Genomic DNA, 18,595 nt, shown 5'->3' with positions numbered 1-18,595 from the left:
CCGCCACGTGTCGGCGGCCAGGTCTAAAGGCGCATCCGGCCGATCGCCGGATCGGTGCGGCTGGATCGGCCGGTCTCCAGGTGGCCGGCGTAGCGGCGCACGAACCCCGGATCGTCCGTCAAGGTCAGCGTCAGGTCGTACCAGTGGTCGCTGGCCGACAGGTCCCAGACCGAGGCGGTCTGCCCGCCGGAGCGGGCGGCCAGGCGCCGGCGCGCCTCGCCCTCCACCAGCGGATAGTCGCCGGCCATCTCCACGACGGCCGAGGCGCGCCCCGGACCGCTGTGCGAGAGGGTCAGCACCAGGCGGCGGGCCTCGTCCATGCCGGCGCGCACGCGCGGCTGGGGCCGGCGCGCGTCCCCGGCGAAGCGGCGATAGAAGCCGTTCGGCCCCTGCACGGTCAGGTCATAGGCGCCCGCCCCGTCGGCGCCGTTCCACTGCCCCGCGGCGTAGCGCTCGCCCGCGCCGATCGTGAAGCGCCAGGGCCCGGCGCGGTCGGTGTTGTCGAACACCTGGAAGACCGCGCCGCTCGCCCCCGCGTTGACCATGTCGATATAGGCCCGCCCGCCCTCGATGCGCAGGTCGCAGGCCAGGTCGTAGGGCAGCGGCCGGGCCATGCGCTGCGGCCCTTCCTGGCTCGCCGCCTCCTGCGCCGCCGGAATGCGCAGGCTCGGCGCGGCCTTGGACCGGGCGACGCGGGCCATGTAGTCGGCCGTCTGCGGCAGGGTCAGGTCCGTCCAGTCCTGGTTGGGCGCGGCGAAGTCGAAGGCCGAGGTCAGGTCGCCGCACACCGCGCGCCGCCACGGGCTGATGTTCGGCTCCATCACGCCGAAGCGCTTCTCCAGGAACTTCAGGGTCGAGGTGTGGTCGAACACCTCCGAGCAGACGAAGCCGCCCCGGCTCCACGGCGAGACGACGATCGCCGGCACGCGGATGCCCAGGCCCAGCGCGTGCGGGCCCTTCAGATCCTCATAGCCCTCGCCGGCGCCGTCTCCGTAGTCCTTGGCCTCGCCGGCCGTGGAGACCGTGCTGAAACCCTCCTCGGGCCGGATCGGCGGCATCGGCGGCAGCATATGGTCGTAGAAGCCGCCGGCCTCGTCGTAGTTCACGATGAAGACGGTCTTGGCGAACACCTCCGGATTGGAGACCAGCGCCTCGATCAGGCCGGCGCAGACGTGCTCGCCCTTGGAGGGCTCGGCGCGCGGGTGCTCCGACAGGTCCGCGGCCGTGACGATCCAGGAGACCTGTGGCAGCCGGTCGGCGGCCACGTCGGCGCGAAAGGCTTCCACCAGTTGCTCGCCGTCCGAGCGGGTGCGGTCGGGGCCGGTCTTGTCTTCGGACACCCAGGAGCGGCCGCACGTGTAGAACGGCGAGTCCTTGGCGCAGGGCCGGAACGGCTTGAACACCGACAGGATGTTGTCGCCGAAATTGTCGTACTCTTGATAGACCTTCCAGGTGATCCCGGCCGCCTGCAGGCGCTCGGCGTAGGTGGTCCACTCGTGCGGGCCGTGGGCCATCGGCCGGTCCTCGGCCATGTCGGCGCTGGGGGTGTCGTCCTCGCCGTAATTGCTCATCTCCGGATCGCCGCCGACGGTTCCGCCGCCGTTGCAGCCGGTCCACAGGTGCAGCCGGTTCGGATAGGTCTGGGTCAGCGTCGAGCAGTGGTAGGCGTCGCAGATCGTGAAGGCGCTCGCCAGGGCGTGGTAGAACGCCAGGTCGTCGGCCTTGTAGTAGACCATCCGCTTGTGCAGTTCGCCCGAACGGCCCCAGCGGTCGTAGCTTCCGCCGTTGACGATCATCGAGGCTTCCTTGTGCCCCTGCTCGGAGCCGTCCACCGTGTAGGCGTTGGTGGCGCGGGAATCCCCGTAGAACGGCGCGACGAAGCCGTCCGGGTGCTCGCGGCTCGGCTGGCGCCACACCGAGGCGCCGCCCGGCAGCCGCTGCGGCCTCGGGTCGCCGAAGCCGCGCACCCCGTTCATCGTGCCGAAGTAGTGATCGAACGCGCGGTTCTCCTGCATGAAGATCACCACGTGCTCGACGTCCTTGATCGTGCCGGTCACGTGGCGCGCCGGAATGGCCAGCGCCTTGCGCACGCTGGCCGGCAGCAGGCCCAGGGCCGCGCCGGCGGCCGCGCCGCCCGCGGCGGTTCGAAGAAAGCTGCGACGGTCCGTGCTCATGGCCTGCGCCTCGCCGTAAGTGAGTTGCATTTTTTGGTATAGACCAATCCCAACAACCGACACACGAAGGTTTCGTGAAACGTGCGCGACGGGGCCGTGGCGCCTGCGCCGTAGGCGGCCCCGGCGCCTTGACCGCCCTGCCCGGCCTTCGCATCTTGGGGCGTCGGCGGACTCGGCCGCCGGCCCTTGCGAGACTTGCCCTCTATGCCGCCCTCCAAGGGCGCTCGCCTTCCCCCGCGCACGGGGTCGGCCGGCGGCCTGCACTACCTGAACATGCGCGACTACATCGCCGCCCGCATCACCGCGGGCGAGCTGAAGCCGGGCGGGCGCCTGCCGTCCGAGCGCGACCTGCAGGCCGGCGCGGGCGTGGCCCGCGGCACGATCCGCGAGGCCCTGTTCCAGCTCGAGGCCGAGGGCGTCATCTACCGCAAGGACCGCAGCGGCTGGTACGTCTCCCCGCCGCCGGTGGTCTACGACCCCACCCGCTGGGACGGATTCATGTCCTACGTGAAGGCGCAGGGCCGCTCCCCCTCCACCGAGACCCTCAGCAAGACCGCGATCACCTGCGACGCCGAGCTCGCCGAGGTGTTCGGCAAGCCGGTCGGCTCGCCGATCTACCTGATCCGCCGCCGCCGCTACGTGGACGGCCGGGCCGTCCTGGTCGAGCGCATCGCCGTGGATCCGTCCATGGCGCCGGGCGTCCTGGCGCATGACCTGGACCGCTCCCTCACCTCGATCCTGAAGAGCGCCTACAACATCTCGGTCGCGCGCAACCGCGTGGAGATGCAGCCCTGCGCCCTGATCCGCGAGGAGGCCGAGGCGCTCAGGGTCAAGTCAGGCCTGCCCGGCCTGAGCGTCATTCGCACCAGTTACGATGCACAGGGCCGCGTCGTGGAGTTCGACCGCGAATTCTGGCGCCACGACGCCCTGAAGATCAGCGTAGACATCGGCCTGTCCTGACCGGTGCGGCGTCATCCAACCGCCATCGACTTGGACTAGACCAATCCGGAACATGGCAGGGGGATGGACGTGGACAACGGGTTGAAGGCGCGCCTGTCGCGGGCGCATCCGGCGGTTTTCGTGATGTTCGCCGGCCTGGCGGGGTTCTGCGCCTACTTCTCCATGTACGCGTTCCGCAAGCCGTTCACCGCCGCCACCTTCGAGGTGGTGCCCGGCTGGCACTTCGCCCTGGACTACAAGATCGCCCTCGTCATCGCCCAGGTGGCCGGCTACGCCCTGTCCAAGCTGATCGGCGTGCGGGTGATCTCCGAGATGGGCCCGCGCTGGCGCGGCCACGCCATCCTCGGCCTGATCGGCGCGGGCTGGCTGGCCCTGATCGGCTTCGCCCTGATCCCGCCGCCGTGGAACGTGACGATGCTGTTCCTCAACGGCCTGCCGCTGGGCATGATCTGGGGCCTGGTGTTCAGCTACATGGAGGGCCGGCGCACGTCGGAGGTGCTGGGCGCGATCCTTTGCGCCAGCTTCATCGCCTCCTCCGGCATCGTGAAGTCGATCGCCAAGTTCCTGATGGAGCAGCACCATCTCAGCGAATTCTGGGCGCCGGCGGCCACCGGCGCGCTGTTCCTGCCGTTGCTCGCCGTCTCGGTCTGGGCCCTGGAGCAGATCCCGCCCCCCAGCCCCGCCGACGAGGCCGAGCGGGTGCACCGCGCGCCGATGCACCGCCACGAGCGCCGCGCCTTCCTGGCGGCCTACGCCCCCGGCATCGTCACGCTGGTGATCGGCTACGTCGTGCTCACCGCCTTCCGCGACTTCCGCGACAACTTCGCCGCCGAGATCTGGACCGCCCTGGGCTATGGCGAGGCCTCCAGCGTGTTTTCCGCCAGCGAGTTGCCGGTGGCCCTGGTGTCGCTGGTCGTCCTCGGCGGGCTGATGGTGGTGCGCGACAACCTGCGGGCCCTGTTGGCCATGCACCTGGTGATCCTCCTGGGCTTCCTCCTGGTCGGCGCCTCCACCTTCGCCTTCCACCTGCACCTGCTCAGCCCGCTCGCTTGGATGATCCTCAACGGCGCGGGCCTCTACATGGCCTACACCCCGTTCAACGCCATGCTCTTCGACCGGCTGATCGCCTACAGCGGGCGCGTGGCGACGGCGGGCTTCCTGATCTACGTGGCCGACGCCTCCGGCTACCTGGGCAGCGTCGCGGTGCTGCTCTGGCGCAACTTCGGCGCGGTCTCGCTGGACTGGCTGCAGTCGTTCGTGTTCGGCGCCTACGCCGTCAGCCTGACCGGGGCGGTCTGCACCCTGGCCTCCGGCGCCTACTTCGCCCGCCACTATGTGCGCCGGCCGCTGAAGCCCGCCCTCGCCGCCGAATAAGGCAGGCGTTGGCGCGCCCCGGCGCGGTGTCGTAAGGCTGCGCCATGGCTCGTCCCCTCAACATCGTCTTCCTCGATTCCGACACGATCCGGCCCGAGGTGAAGCTGCGCGCGCCGAACCTGCCGCACGCCTTCTGCGCCTACTCCTCCACAGCGCCGGACGAAGTCGCCGAGCGCATCGCCGAGGCCGACGTCGTCATCACCAACAAGGTCCCGCTCACCGCCGGGACGATCGCCGCCGCGCCGCGCCTGAAGCTCGTGGCGGTGGCCGCCACCGGCTACGACGTGGTCGACGTGGCGGCCTGCCGCGCCAGGGGCGTCGTCGTCTCCAACGTGCGCGACTATGCGAGCGCCAGCATCACCGAGCACGTCTTCGCCCTGATCTTCGCCCTGCGCCGCAACCTGATCGGCTACCGCGACGCGGTGGCCGCCGGCCGCTGGCTGGAGGCCGAGCAGTTCTGCTTCTTCGACTATCCGATCGAGACTCTGTCCGGCGCGACGCTCGGCGTCATCGGCGCCGGCGCCCTGGGGACCGCCGTGGGCGAGACCGGCCGCGCCCTCGGCATGAAGGTGGCCTACGCCGGCCGCAAGGGCGAGCCGCCCGCCCCCGGCCGCACGGACTTCGCCGAGCTTCTGGCGACCAGCGACGTGATCAGCCTGCACTGTCCGCTGACGCCGCAGACGCGCGGCCTGATCGGCGAGGTCGAGCTACGCGCCATGGCCCGCCGGCCGATCCTGATCAACACCGCCCGCGGCGGCGTGGTCGACGAGACCGTGCTCGGCCGCGCCCTGGAGGAAGGCTGGATCTCCGGCGCCGGCTTCGACGTGGCCACCGCCGAGCCGCCGCCGGAAGACCATCCGCTGATGCGCCTGATCGGCCGCCATGACTTCATCCTGACGCCCCACGTGGCCTGGGCCAGCCGCGAGTCGGTGCAGGCCCTGGTCGACCAGGTGATCGACAACATCGAGGCCTTCGTGGCGGGCGCGCCGCGCAACCGGGTCGCCTAGGCGGCCAGGCCGAGCGCCGCCGAAAGCTTGCTCCAGAGCGCCTCGTCGAAGCCCTCGTCCGGCGCGGCCTGTCCCATCCGCACGACGATCAGCCGCTGGCCCGGCGAGATATAGAGCTTTCGGTCCAGCGCCCCCAGGGCCGCGACCAGGTCGGCCGGCGCCGACGGGATCAGCGGCCCCTCCACCCGGCGCGCCAGCGGCCGCACCGCGTAGTCGCCGCCGTTCAGCCACCAGAGCCGGCCATAGGCCGGGTTCGCCGGCGAGCGCGTGAACAGCGCCTTCAGGCCCGCCTCGGAGACGACCCGCTCGCCGGTCGGCGCGCGCCCGCCGTCCAGCACGAGCTGGCCGAGCCTTGCGATGTCGCGCGGGCTGCTCACCAGCCCCTTGGGATTGCCCACGTCGCCGAAGCCGGCCGGCCGCGGACGCCAGGCCGTGTCCGACATTCCGGCCGGGACCGTGAGCCAGTCGCGGGTGACGGCCTCCAGCGGCGCGCCCGCCACGGCCGAGACCACCTTCTGGGTCACCGCATAGACGGGCGTGTTGTAGAGGAAGACGCTCGCCGGCGGGGCCGCGTAGCCGAAATCGACGCCCAGGCCCGAACTCATCGTCAGCACGTCGAGCACGCGGATCCTCGCCTCGTCGTCCGCCGGCGCCTTGGACCACCCGGCGCCCAGGATGTCGGACACCGGCCGCTCGACGTCGAGCAGCCCCCTGTCCTGCGCGATCGCCGCCAGCACGCCGACGAAACTCTTCTGCAGGGACGCCACGTCCTCCAGCAGTTCCCCGGCCTCGTTGGTCTCATAGGCGAAGGCCGCCCGAAACGTCTCGGCCTCCGGCGGCGCGGGCCAGTTGCGCCGCGCCAGCACCTGGCCGTCGCGGATCACCAGGAAGCCGGTGGTCTTCTGGCCCTGCGCATAGTCCAGCACGGCCTGCATGGCCTCGCCCCGCGCGAGCGGCCGCCCGGCCTCGGGAAGGGATGTCATCCTGGCGTTCCTCCTGCCGCCCATTATCGCCGCCCGGCGCGGCGGCGACAGCCCCTCGGCCCAATTCGAACAGGAGGCGGGCGGCCGAAGCCGCCCGCCGAAGTCGGGGAAGGACGCTAGAACGACTTCTTGACGCCGACCTGGATGGTCCGGCCCAGCGGATTGGCCGTCCATGGATCGTAGCCGAACTCCTCCTGGGCCGGCGGCGGATCGCGGTCGAACAGGTTCTCCACCGTCGCGGTGAAGGCCAGGTCGTCGCTGAACGCCAGGCGATAGGTGAAGTCCACCGTGATCCACTCGCGGCCGTTCTCGCCGTACTGCACGCCGGGCCGCTCGTCCTTCACGGCCGAGACGTAGTTCACGCCGAGGCGGAAGTTGTGGCGGTCCAGGCGGTAGTTCGCGCTGAAGTTGGCGCGCCACTTCGGCGCGGCCTGGGCGAAGGTGGCGAAGTTCAGCGTGCCCAGCCGATCGTCGCCGGTGGAGATCACCACACCATCCAGCTCGGTGGCGCCGGTCCGCAGCTCGGTGATCCGGGTCGCGGTCACGTTCAGCGACAGGTCGCCCGCCGCCAGCGGCATGTCGTAGTCCGCCTGGATGTCGAAGCCGTTGGTGGTCTGGCCCGGCCCGTTGCCGTAGCGCGTCGAGATCGACGAGAACGCGCCCACAGCGCTCATCCCCACCACGCAGGGCGTGTTGAAGGTCACCCGGTTGAGCAGCGGCTGCACCGCCGGATCGCAGGTGGTGGTGACGCCGCCCGCGCCGTTGAACACCAGGTCGGCGATCTGGTTCGGATCGGCGATCTGGCCGATCTGGTCCTGCGTCCGGATGTCGAAGTAGTCGATGATCAGGCGGAAGTCGTGATCGGGCGAAAAGCCCCGGCTGCGCCAGATCGCGCCGATGTTCCAGGACTTGGCCGTCTCCGGCTTCAGGTTGGAATCGGTGATGAACTGCGCCGCCAGCCAGTTGCCGCCGGCCACGGTGTAGTTGCGCGCGGCGATGGTCACCGCGCCGGGAATGACGCTGATCGGCGGGGTCTGGTAGTTCGTGCCGTAGGAGCCGCGCAGGGAGAGCGGGCCCCACACGTGCCACTTGCCCGCGATCTTGTAGACCGTCGCGCCCAGCCCGCCGGAAAACTCCTCGTGCCGGGCGGCGAGCTGGAAGTTCAGGTCGTCGAACACCGGGATCTCGAGCTCGCCGAACACCGAGTACTGGTTGCGGTGCGCGCTGTCCGGCGGATTGGGCGCGAACAGCACGAACGGGCCCGGCGCGTCGGGCGTGCAGCCGCGGAAGTTCGGATCGGTGGTGGCCGCCGGATTGGCGTCCAGGTTCGAGGAACCCACGCCGTTGGCGCTGGTCGTGCCGTGCGGCCAGGCGCACTCGACCGTGCCGTTGTAGAGCGGGTCAGGGATCGACTCGCTGGTCTTGAAGTAGCGGAGCTGGCCGCCGAGCGCCCAGCCGACGTCGCCGCCCGGCAGGTGGATTCCCGCGCGGCCGTCGAACACCAGGTCGGTCGTCAGGCTGCGGTTGGTGGTCTCCGTGGCCCGCGGATCGAACATCCAGCGGGTCAGCTCCGCCGAGTTCTCGCTGCCGGCCACGTAGTTGGGGTTGCTCAGGTTGCGCACCGGCTGGCCGGCGAAGGAGCTGGAGAACGGGTTCCACCACATGCATCCGTTCTGCCCGGCCGCCGCCGGGTTCTGGGTGCCGAAGCGCGTCGGGTCCAGGTCCGCGGCGTGGCAGTTGGGGCCGCCGAAGCCGTTGAGCGCTTCCTGCACCCGATAGCCGATGGTGTCCGGGTGCGTGTTGTAGGAGACCGATTCGTTGTAGGTGACCGCGAAGTCGTAGCCGATCCCCTTGGCCAGGCCGGCCCAGTCGCCGAACTGGCCCTTCAGCCCGCCCGACACCCGCCACACCTTGTTGTCGATCCGGTCGGGCACGCCGAAGCCGTCGCCCCCGCCCAGGGCCGAGTTGCCGCCGTGCGCCAGCAGCCGGTAGGTGACCGGCGTGAAGCCCGACGCCCCGACGACGCCGTTGGCGGCGGCGAAGGCCGCGGCGTAGGGATTGGTGATCGGCACATAGAGCTGGAAGGTCGCCCCGGGCGCCAGCGCCGGGCCGCGGATCATCGGCTGCGAGGGCGATCCGAACACCTGCGGCACCGTCACCTGGCCGTAGGCGACCTCGCCGTGGAACTCCATGTCGTCGGTGATCTTGGCGTTGAGCTGGGCGTAGGCCCGGTAGGTGTCGGTGTTCTCCACCAGATTGTAGTAGGGGATGTAGTTGTAGGCGCAGGTGTAGGCGTTGTCGTAGCGCCCGCCCACCGCCGCGCAGCTCGCCGGCGTGAAGTCGGAGACCAGGCCCAGCGGCGCCCCGAACTCCCCGTTCGCCGTGGCGCTCGGCACGGCCGGCAGCGCGCCGCGCGGCGCCCATCCGGCCAGGTTGGTGAACGTCGACCACGGCGCGGGGTTGTAGCCGGGCTTCGTCGGATCGAGCGAATTGTGGGTGAAGTCGCGGTCCAGCGCGTGCAGGCGCGAGCGGTGCTCATATTCGGCCGACCACATGAAGTTCACCGGCCCGTCGCCGACGCCGCCCAGCACGCCCGCCGAATAGTCGCCGTCCGAACCGTCGACGTACTTGTACTGCGCCTGCATCTCCAGGCCGACGAAATGGTCGCGGGTGATGAAGTTGACGACCCCGCCGGTCGCGTCGGCGCCATAGGTCACCGCCGCCCCGTCCTTCAGAATCTCCGTGCGCGCCAGGGCGATGGAGGGAATGTTCGAGGTGTTGGGATCCATGCGCCGGCCGTTGAGCAGGATCAGGGTCTTGTCCGACCCCAGGCCGCGCAGGTTGTAGTTCACCGAGCCCGTCAGCGCCGGTCCGCCGAAATAGTAGGACTCGCCGGTCGTCGGCCCCGAGATCGTCAGGCTCTTGGCGAACTCCAGGGCGGTCGGCGAGCCGCGCTCCTCGAGTTGCTGGCGTGAGAACACCTCGACCGGCAGCGCGGCGTCCACCGGCGTGCCGCGGATCAGCGAGCCGGTGACCACCACCTCCTGCACCTGCGACACGGCCTCGGACGCCTGCCCTTTCGGGGCCGCGCCGGGCGGGTTCGCCTCCTGGCCCCAGGCCGGCAGGGCGACGCCCGCCAGGCAAAACAGAATCGCGGCGCGCGACGCGCCGTGGAACGCGAGCTTCATGGCTTTCCTCCCCAGTCGATGGAGCCCTGTTTGAACTCACTCTTGTGAGAGTGAACGTCTCGCAACAAACCGACTTCGTCAAACGGTTATTCACGCGAGCATGAGTGAATGGCCGACAGCGCCGGCGAAGCTGCGCCCCTCTCCGGCCGACGCGGAAGCCAGGCGGCCAGGCTCGGGCGCAGGCGCCCGCCAGGCGCGCGCCCTGCCCTCAGGCGTCCGCCCGCACGCCGCGCTTGATGATATTCACTAAGGACTTAGTCAGTATTGACAGTGCGCCGGATAGCCTCCAGCTTCTCGCCACGCGCCGAGGCGCGGCCGGGACGGTTCAAGGCCGCCCACGTCCCCTTCCCTCGCCTTCCTCCCCGCAGGTTCATGCAGTCCTACGCCCTCACGGTAGACAAGTTTCTCGACCACGCCGCCAAATGGCGCGGCGACGGCCAGGTCGTCACGGCGGACGCCGGCCAGGTCGCCGGCCGAGTCGGCTACGCCGAGCTGAGGACGCGCGCCAATCGCCTGTCCGGCGCGCTCGCGGCGCTGGGGCTGCGCCTCGGCCAGCGCATCGGCTCCCTGGGGTGGAACACCCAGCATCACCTGGAGATCTACTACGCCGCCATGGGCGCGGGGCTGGTCTGCCACACGCTCAACCCGCGGCTCTCGCCCGCCCACCTGGCGGCGATGATCGACGAGGCCGAGGACAGGGTGCTGGCGGTGGCTTCGAACCTCGCGCCCCTGGCCGCCGAGCTCGTCCGCGCCTGCCCCGGGATCGAGCAGGTGATCGTCATGGACGGCGGCGAGCCGTCCGCCCCTGAATTCACCGCTCCCGGCGTGCAGGTCTGGGCGCACGAAGCCCTGCTGGCCGCGCACGGCGCGCCCGTCGACTGGGGCGGCTTCGACGAGGAGAGCCCGGCGGGGCTCTGCTACACCTCGGGCACGACGGGCGCGCCCAAGGGCGTGGTCTACACCCATCGCTCCAACTACCTGCACACCCTGCGCGCGCTGCAGGCCGACGCCTTCGCGATCACCGGCGCCGACGCCGTCCTGGCGGCCGTGCCCATGTTCCACGCCAACGGCTGGGGCCTGCCCTTCGCCGCGCCGGCCGTCGGGGCCAAGCTGGTCCTGCCCGGCCGCCACACCGACGGCGCGAGCCTGGCGTCGCTGATGCGCCAGGAGGCCGTCACGGTCGCCGCCGGCGTGCAGACGGTGTGGCTCGGCGTGCTCGACCACCTGGACGCCGCCGGCGGCGAGCTGCCCGACCTGCAGCGGGTGATCATCGGCGGATCGAGCTGCCCGGACGCCCTGATCCAGCGGATGGAAGAGCGGCTCGGCGCGCGGGTGCAGACCAGCTGGGGCATGACCGAGCTGTCGCCGCTGGGCACGGTGTCCCCGCCCGGCGCCCCGGCCTCGGCCACGCGCACCGCCGGCCGCCCGCCCATGGGGCTGGACCTGAAACTCACCGACGCCGACGGCGCCGCCCTGCCGCAGCAGCGCGGCGTGGTCGGCCACCTGAAGGTCAAGGGCCAGAGCGTCGTCGACCGCTACTTCAAGGCCGAGACCGGCGCCCTGGACGCGGAGGGCTACTTCGACACCGGCGACCTGGCCAGCATCGACGAGACCGGCGCCCTGACCATCCGCGGCCGCTCCAAGGACCTGATCAAGTCCGGCGGCGAATGGATCAATCCGACCGAGATCGAGGAGATCGTCGGCCAGCATCCCGCCGTCGGCCAGGTGGCGGTGATCGGCCGCGCCGATCCGAAGTGGGGCGAGCGGCCGGTGCTGATCGTGGAGCCGCGCCAAGGCGGCTCGGTGGACGCCGCCGCCCTGCTGCGCGACCTGCGCGGCAAGGTTCCCGACTGGTGGCTGCCCGACCGCTTCGCCCAGGTCGCCGCCATGCCGCTGGCCGCCACCGGAAAGATCGACAAGATAAGGCTGCGCACCGACTACGCAGACGGCCGAATCCCTGCGCAGGATCTGGGACGCTGACGGATCTGGCTGGGCTGATCCGTCCCGACGGTGCTAGGTAGGGCTCGATGTCTGAAGGTTCGACCGCGAAACGCCCTCGCCGCAAGAAGGCCGAGCAGCGCGCAGAGACCATCGAGCAGATCCTCGACGCCGCCGAGTATCTGTTTTCCAAGAACGGCCTGTATGGCGTGACCCTGCGGGACGTGGCCCAGCGGGTCGGCGTGCACACCACGCTGCTGCACTACTATTTCGACGACAAGCAGCGCCTGTTCGAGGAGGTGTTCGCCCGCCGCGCCGGGGTGACCAGCGGCCGGCGCATGGCCGCCCTGGAGAGCTACGAGGCCGAGGCCGGCGACAAGCCCACGGTCGAGGGCGCGCTGCACGCCTTTCTGGACACCGACCTCGACCTCTATTTCGAGGGCGGCGAGAGCTGGATGAACTACGCCGCCTTCTGCGCCCGGGTCAGCAACACCAAGGAGGGCGCCGAGCTGATGGACGTCCACTTCGACCCGGTGGTGCTCAAGCTCGTCGGCATCCTCAAGCGCGCCCTGCCCGACTACGCCGACGAGGACATCTTCTGGGGCTACCACTTCGTCACCGGCGCGCTGATGAACACCTTGGCCCGCACCGGACGGATCGACCGCCTGTCCGGCGGGCTCTGCCATTCGGACGACTTCCCGGCGGTCAAGCGGCGCATCGCCCGGTTCATGGCGGCCGGCTTCCTGGCCCTCAGGGCCTGAGCGGCCGCGCCCGGCTCAGCCGCCCGCCCGCTCCGCCGCCCCCTCGCGGGCCAGGATCCGCGCCAGCCAGAGGAAGAGCGCGATCGCCAGGCCGTAGAACGGCAGCAGGGCGTAGTAGGCCAATTGCAGCGAATGCTCGGGGTGGCTCGGCCGCAGCGCGTCGCTGATCGCGCCGACCAGCGTCGGCCCCACGCCCATGCCGATCAGGTTCATCACCAGCAGCAGCAGCGCCCCCGACAGCACCCGCTGGTTCGGCGCCACCTCCTCCTGCACCAGCGCCACCGACGATGACAGGTAGAAGTGGTTGAGCAGCGTCGGCCCGATCAGCATCGCCAGCGCCAGCGGCCAGCGCGGCGCCCAGATGAAGCCGACGAAGAACGGAACCGCCAGCGCCAGCGACGCCGCCGGGATCAGCGCATAGGCCGGCTTCGAGCGCCGGGCGAAGCGGTCGATCGCCCAGCCCGAGGCGTACATCCCCGCGCTCATGCCCAGGCCAACCAGGAGGGCGAGGTAGACGGCGATCTCGCTGAGGCTCATCCCCTTCTCGCGGATCAGGAACAGCGTGGTGAAGTTGCCCGCGCCATAGGTGACGATCTGGGTGGCGCCGCTGGCCAGCGCGGCCAGCAGCAGCGCCGGCCGCGAGAAGAAGCCGGCCACCGTGCGCTTGAAGCCGGCCGCCGCCTCAGGCGCGGCGTGGGCCTGCGGCGCGTCGAGCCCGCCGCGCGGGGGCTCGCGCACGATTACGAGCACCATCACCGCGGCGAACACCCCGACCGAGCCCAGCACGACGAAGGCGTCGCGCCAGCTGTAGGCGGCGGCGATCGAGGCGCCGAACGCCACCCCCAGCGCCTGGCCGATCGGCGGTCCCAGGTTGAACAGGCTGAGCGCCGTGCCGCGCCGGCCGGACGGGAAATAGTCGGAGATGATCGCATAGGACGGCGGCACGCCTCCGGCCTCGCCGACGCCGACGGTCATCCGCGCCGCCACGAGCTGCGGATAGGTCCTCGCCAGGCCGCAGGCCATGGTCGCCACGCTCCAGATCGCGCAGGCGGCGGCGAGCACCCTGGCCCGGTTGGTCCTGTCGGCCAGCCAGCCCACCGGAATGGAGATGAAGCAGTAGAACAGGGCGAAGTAGAGCCCGCCGATGCGGCCCAGTTGCCCGTCGCTCAGGTGCAGGCTGTCCTGGATCGGCTTGGCCAGGATCGACAGGAGCTGCCGGTCCAGGAAGTTCAGCACGTAGACGAAGCAGAGCATGCCCAGCACGAGCCAGGCCCGCGCGCCCGTCGAATCCGGGCTCCGCGCCTCGGCGGCTGGCGTCCCTGGCGCGAACTCCCGCCCGGCGGCGTCGTCCATCGCCGTCCCTCCCCTCTCCTCACGCCGAACTTCGCCGGCGACGTCGCGCGAGCATGCCGTCGTCACGTCGCGAGCGTCAACACTCACTATCGCGTGCGTGAATATTATTCAGGTGGAGAGAGGACAGGCCGCCACGGCGATGCGCCGGGGCCGCGTCAGTCGCGCGTCTGTCCGCCGACGGCCGGCCCGTGCGCCGACAACGAGAACAGCGCCGCCAGCTCCGGCGGGCGCTCCGCCCCCAGGGCCCAGTCGGCGATGTTGCGCCCCAGCACCGGCCCCATCTTGAAGGCGTGGCCGGAGCCCGCCCCCGTGATCCAGGCGTTGGACCACTGCGGGTGCTTGTCGATGATGTAGTGGTTGTTGTCCGAGTACTCGGTCTGGCACACCCGCGCGGCGACGACAGGCTGGCCGACCAGGCCCGGCAGGCGGCGCGCGACATAGTCCTTCACCTGCTCGGCCAGGAACGGCGTGGGCATGCGCTCGCCGTCGTCCGGATCCATCGCCGTGTCCGGCAGCCGCGCGGCGATCTTCGTGCCGTAGTCGATGTCCGCGGCGGTGTAGGCCAGCGGATCGGCCAGGTTCGGGAAGTGCTCCCAGCGGTAGCGCCGGTCGTGCGGCGGCGAGCCGATGTAGAAGATCTCCCGCCGCGGCACGCGGATGCGGTCGCCCAGGAGCTCGGGAAACACCTTCGGCAGCCACGGCCCACAGGCGAAGATGAACAGACCCGCGCTGAGCGGCTCGTCGTCCACCAGGATCTGCGAGAGCTTGCCGCCGGCGGCGGCCCCCGGCCGGGCGTGGCCGACACGCACGGTTCCGCCCTTGGCCTGGAAGGTCTCGGCCACGGCGATCATGCTCTCGCGCGCCTTCACCGCGCCGGACTTCGGCTCGAAGATCACCGTCTCAGCGTCGTCGTAGCGCACCTGCGGCCAGCGGGCGTGCGCCTCCTCGGGCGTGAGGATCTCCAGCGGCAGGCCCAGGCGCTCGAAGATCGGCTGCTGCGCCGCCAGGGCGGCGGGCGAGACGACCCGCAGGCTGCCGTTGGCGTAGATCACCCGCCGGCCGAATTCCTCCTGGCGCTGATGCCACAGGTCGAAGGCCTCGCTGGCCCAGCGCGTGTAGATCTCGCGGTCGCCGTAGGAGGCGCGGATCAGCCGGCTCTCGTCGCCCGAGGCGGCCCGCGGATTGCCCGGCCCGTACAGATCCACGAGCGTCGTGCGCGCGCCGCGCTCCACCAGCTCCAGCGCGGTCCAGCCGCCGAAGGCGCCCGCGCCGACCACCACGACGTCGGGCAGGTTGCGGCTGATCGCCGGCGGCTTGCGGCTCGCCGCGGCGGCGGGCGCGGCGATCGCGCCGGCCAGGGCCCCGGTCAGGATCGCGCGACGGTCGGGTCCGGTCCGGCCCATGGCTTCACCTCGTCTTCAGGCGCCGCGCGCCCCACAGGAAGTAGACGGCCAGGCCCGCCAGCGACCACACGGCGAAGAACACGTGCGTGGTCCGCGGCAGGCTCCAGAACAGGTAGAGGCAGCCGGCGACGGCGGCCGGCCCGATCAGCCAGGGCGCCGGCGCGCGGAACAGCCGCGGGGCGTCCGGCGCGGACCGGCGCAGCACCAGCATGCACACCGCCACGGCGATGAAGGCCACCAGCGTGCCGGCGTTGGCCAGGGCGGCGATCTCGTCCAGCGGGATGAAGGCCGCCAGGGCCGCGACGATCGTCGCGGTCAGCGCCGTGATGCGCACCGGCGTGCCCGTGCGCGGGCTCACCTTGGCCAGGGCCTGGGGAAACAGGCCGTCCCGGGCCATGACGAAGAAGATGCGGCTCTGGCCGTAGAGGAACGCCAGGATCACCGTCGGCAGCGCGATCACCGCGGCCGCGGCCACCAGCGCGGCGGCCCAGCCCGAGCCGACCGACCGCAGGATGAGGGCCAGCGGCTCGGGGCTGTTGGCGAATTCGGTGAAGCTCAGCGCGCCCACCGCGGTCGCCGCCACGCCGACGTAGATCAGGGTGCAGACCACCAGCGAGCCGATGATGCCGATCGGCAGGTCGCGGGCGGGCTTCTTGGCCTCCTCCGCCGCCGTGGAGACCGCGTCGAAGCCGTAGAAGGCGAAGAAGATGATGGCCGCGGCCGCCATCACACCGCGCTGCGCCCCGCCGTCCGCGTGGCCGGCGAAGCCATAGGGCATGAACGGCTCGAACCGCGCCGGATCGAAGTGCGGCAGGGCCACGGCGACGAACAGCGCCAGGGCCACGATCTTCACCACCACCAGCACCGCGTTCAGCGTGGCGCTCTCGCGCGTGCCCAGCATCAGCAGCCCGGCCACCACCGCCACGATCAGCACCGCCGGCGCGTTGACGAGGCCGCCGGCGTGCGGGCCGGCGATCAGCGCCGTCGGCAGGTCCACGCCCAGCGAGGCGGCGAAGCCGGCCGCATAGCCCGACCAGCCCACCGCCACGGCGCTGACCACCAGCGAGTACTCCAGGATCAGGCTCCAGCCGACGATCCAGGCGATCAGCTCGCCCAGGGCCACGTAGCTGTAGGTGTAGGCGCTGCCCGAGGCCGGGATCATCGCGGCCACCTCGGCGTAGGCCAGGGCCGCGCAGGCGCAGATCACCCCGGCGATGACGAAGGACAGCACCACCGCCGGCCCCGCCAGCCCCGCGCCTACGCCCACCAGGGTGTAGATGCCCGTACCCACCACCGCGCCGACGCCCAGGGCCATCAGGTGCCACCAGCTCAGGGTCGGCTTCAGCCGGTGGTGCTCGGCCACGTGGTCGAGGCCCATCGGCTTGCGCCGGTTCCAGTTCTTCACGCTGTCCTCCAGACCCGTCCGCGACGCGGCTAGATGTGCTCGTAGAAGCCGTAGTCGCGCTGCTGCAGGTCGTTCACGGCGCGGAAGGCCTGGTCGAACGCGGTCTGCATGGTGCTGACGCCGCCCGCGTCGGTGTTGGCGATGGCGATCCGCCCCCAGGGCTGGCGGGCCACCACCGGCGGCGGGAAGGCGCCGGGCTCCAGCGGCGGGTCGAACAGGTCGTTGCGGCCGGTGGCGAAGCCGTGCGGCCAGCGGTTCACCGTGATCGCCACGATGTCGCGCGCCGGATCGAAGCTCGTGCCCCTCAGGACCCGCGCGCTGAGGTCGCGCACCTGGCGCTCGAACACCTCGAACGGCGCGCCCAGCAGGCCGTGGCGCACGGCGCGGAACTGGTCGTCCGCGGGCGTGCCCGGCTCGGGCGTGGCCTCGCCGCACAGGGCCTGCAGCATCGTCGGATTGGCGCAGATCCCCGAATTGCCGCCCGTGCTGAAGCTGACGATGATCGGCTCGGACGGCGACAGCGACGGCGTCGTCGGCCCGAAGAAGCGCGGCGAGGACAGGCCCATGCGCCCGTAGAAGCTGTTGGGCGCGGTCGCGCCGGTCAGGCCGGCCTCCTCGAACGCCTTCCAGTTGCGGAACATCACGTTCGTGGCCTGGTTGGCCGCCCGCACGGCGGTGCGCAGGGCCGTCTTCTGCACGTCCGGCAGCTCGGGGCAGATGAACGCCGAGACGTTGTTCATGCAGGCCAGGACGACGTTGGCCGCCTTCACCGAATAGGCCTTGCCGCCGTTGAGGTAGCTGACCAGCACCTCGCGCGTGTCGGGCTCCAGAAGGTGCGGCTTCGCCCCCAGGTGGCGCACGTTGTAGACGATGCTGCTCTGGCGGATGCGCGTGGCGTTGGAGGGCCGGTCGAGCACCGTGTAGTCGGTGCGCTGGTCGGCGATGTCGATGAAGCTTCCCGCCGGCAGGGCGTCGGGGATCAGCGAGCGCACGATCAGCCGCGCCACGTCGGAGTTGCCGCCCGGCAGGGTGTAGTCGTCGGCCCGCGCCTCCGCGCCCTCGGGCGACTTGTCGGGACGGGTCAGGCCCAGCCCCTCGAAGCCCGGCTTGTGGCGGAAGAAGGCGAACCAGGCGCTGGCCATGTCGTTGCCCAGGCACCAGACGCCCTGGGTGAAGAACAGCGCCTCCTCGGAGAGCTTGGCCACGTTGAGCAGGTAGTCGCGGTAGCTCATCGACTGCAGGGCCGCGATCTTCTGCTCGCTCGACATGCCGGCCATGTAGTCGGTCTTGCCGTTCATCAGCTTGTCGAGGTCGGCGCGCAGCCTGGCCGACATGGGCGTCTTGGCCAGGAACTCGGGCGTCGGCCGGGACAGGTCGCCCTTGACCAGCCGGTCGCGGCCGTAGACCTCCTTGGGGAAGAACACGCCGCCGCCCATGCCGCGCGAGCGGTAGAGGTCGCCGTCGGTTTGGTCCTTGGGCGAGCCCTTGGCGATCTCCAGGTCGTTGATGATCGACTTGGCCTCGGCCGACCAGTCGGACGGCGAGACCAGGTAGGCCGAGCCGCCGTTGGCGATCAGCCGCTTGCCCTCGTACTCGAACTCGTTGCGCTGGGCGTGGCCGCCGAAGCCTTCCAGGTTGTCCAGCACCAGGATCTTGGCCTTGGGCCCGGCCTGCTTGCGGAAGAAATAGGCCGAGGCCAGGCCGCTGAGGCCGCCGCCGACCACCACCAGGTCGTAGACCTCCCCGGTGCTCTCGCCTTCCGGCGGGCTCTGGCCCGCCCAGGCCAGGGCGTGCACCGGCTCGAACGAGCCGGGATGGAAGCCGCGCATGCCGTGCCGCAGCGGCGGATAGACCGCGGCCGAGTCGCTGGCCGCCAAGGCCAGGCCCGCCTGCCCGGCCACGCCGATGGCGCCGGTCAGCGCCGCAGCCCCGTAGACGAAGTCGCGCCGTGAAATGGCGCGCCCCATCCCCAATTCACGATCGTCGCCCTTCACCGCAACTCTCCTCGCAATCAAAACCTGGCTTGGGGGCGGTCGCCGCCGAGGCCCG

General features: G+C 71.0%; 12 protein-coding genes. 5 read left to right on the top strand and 7 right to left on the bottom strand.

Annotated features, from left to right (window positions below; all coding sequences use genetic code 11):
• Positions 1 to 23 precede the first annotated feature (23 nt).
• Positions 24 to 2,174, bottom strand: coding sequence for a phosphocholine-specific phospholipase C (locus ACE3TA_RS07415; RefSeq protein WP_374572090.1), 2,151 nt, complete (start codon positions 2,172 to 2,174; stop codon positions 24 to 26).
• 204 nt (positions 2,175 to 2,378) lie between these two features.
• On the opposite strand from ACE3TA_RS07415, the gene ACE3TA_RS07410 reads away from it, so the two are divergent.
• From ACE3TA_RS07410 to ACE3TA_RS07400, 3 genes are all read left to right on the top strand, one after another.
• Positions 2,379 to 3,134 carry a UTRA domain-containing protein gene (locus ACE3TA_RS07410; protein WP_374572088.1) on the top strand — a complete coding sequence of 252 codons (756 nt, stop codon included), beginning with the start codon at positions 2,379 to 2,381 and terminating at the stop codon, positions 3,132 to 3,134.
• Between the two features lie 63 nt (positions 3,135 to 3,197).
• Entirely contained in the window at positions 3,198 to 4,508 is a 1,311-nt protein-coding gene (locus ACE3TA_RS07405; RefSeq protein WP_374572086.1) for a DUF5690 family protein, read from the top strand.
• Positions 4,509 to 4,552: 44 nt separating this feature from the next.
• The gene (locus ACE3TA_RS07400; protein ID WP_374572084.1) at positions 4,553 to 5,515 is read left to right on the top strand and encodes a D-2-hydroxyacid dehydrogenase; all 963 of its coding nucleotides are present in this window, start codon (positions 4,553 to 4,555) and stop codon (positions 5,513 to 5,515) included.
• Here the strand turns inward: ACE3TA_RS07400 and ACE3TA_RS07395 are convergent.
• Both ACE3TA_RS07395 and ACE3TA_RS07390 read right to left on the bottom strand, forming a co-directional pair.
• Positions 5,512 to 6,498 carry a serine hydrolase domain-containing protein gene (locus ACE3TA_RS07395; protein WP_374572082.1) on the bottom strand — a complete coding sequence of 329 codons (987 nt, stop codon included), beginning with the start codon at positions 6,496 to 6,498 and terminating at the stop codon, positions 5,512 to 5,514. The two genes, ACE3TA_RS07400 and ACE3TA_RS07395, sit on opposite strands and share 4 nt — an antisense overlap.
• A gap of 116 nt (positions 6,499 to 6,614) precedes the next feature.
• Positions 6,615 to 9,686, bottom strand: a complete 3,072-nt coding sequence (locus ACE3TA_RS07390) for a TonB-dependent receptor domain-containing protein (protein ID WP_374572080.1) — start codon at positions 9,684 to 9,686, stop codon at positions 6,615 to 6,617.
• A 372-nt stretch (positions 9,687 to 10,058) separates the two neighbouring features.
• Here ACE3TA_RS07390 and ACE3TA_RS07385 point away from each other — a divergent pair, with 372 nt between their 5' ends.
• Together ACE3TA_RS07385 and ACE3TA_RS07380 are read left to right on the top strand one after the other, a co-directional pair.
• On the top strand, positions 10,059 to 11,666 hold the full coding sequence (locus ACE3TA_RS07385) for an AMP-binding protein (RefSeq protein WP_374572078.1): 1,608 nt from the start codon (positions 10,059 to 10,061) through the stop codon (positions 11,664 to 11,666).
• A 47-nt stretch (positions 11,667 to 11,713) separates the two neighbouring features.
• Positions 11,714 to 12,385, top strand: coding sequence for a TetR/AcrR family transcriptional regulator (locus tag ACE3TA_RS07380; protein ID WP_374572076.1), 672 nt, complete (start codon positions 11,714 to 11,716; stop codon positions 12,383 to 12,385).
• Positions 12,386 to 12,400: 15 nt separating this feature from the next.
• Here the strand turns inward: ACE3TA_RS07380 and ACE3TA_RS07375 are convergent, their stop codons facing one another.
• The 4 genes from ACE3TA_RS07375 to ACE3TA_RS07360 all read right to left on the bottom strand — a co-directional run bounded on the left by ACE3TA_RS07375 (position 12,401) and on the right by ACE3TA_RS07360 (position 18,540).
• Entirely contained in the window at positions 12,401 to 13,738 is a 1,338-nt protein-coding gene (locus tag ACE3TA_RS07375) for a spinster family MFS transporter (protein ID WP_374572074.1), read from the bottom strand.
• Positions 13,739 to 13,893: 155 nt separating this feature from the next.
• Positions 13,894 to 15,141 carry an NAD(P)/FAD-dependent oxidoreductase gene (locus ACE3TA_RS07370; RefSeq protein WP_374572072.1) on the bottom strand — a complete coding sequence of 416 codons (1,248 nt, stop codon included), beginning with the start codon at positions 15,139 to 15,141 and terminating at the stop codon, positions 13,894 to 13,896.
• A gap of 4 nt (positions 15,142 to 15,145) precedes the next feature.
• The gene (locus tag ACE3TA_RS07365; protein WP_374572070.1) at positions 15,146 to 16,546 is read right to left on the bottom strand and encodes an amino acid permease; all 1,401 of its coding nucleotides are present in this window, start codon (positions 16,544 to 16,546) and stop codon (positions 15,146 to 15,148) included.
• A gap of 29 nt (positions 16,547 to 16,575) precedes the next feature.
• Positions 16,576 to 18,540, bottom strand: coding sequence for an NAD(P)-binding protein (locus ACE3TA_RS07360; RefSeq protein WP_374572068.1), 1,965 nt, complete (start codon positions 18,538 to 18,540; stop codon positions 16,576 to 16,578).
• Between the last annotated feature and the right edge of the window lie 55 nt (positions 18,541 to 18,595).

Origin of the sequence: Phenylobacterium sp. (assembly GCF_041916435.1) — a bacterium.
Lineage (GTDB): Bacteria > Pseudomonadota > Alphaproteobacteria > Caulobacterales > Caulobacteraceae > Phenylobacterium.
This window is presented reverse-complemented; position numbering and strand designations above follow the sequence as displayed.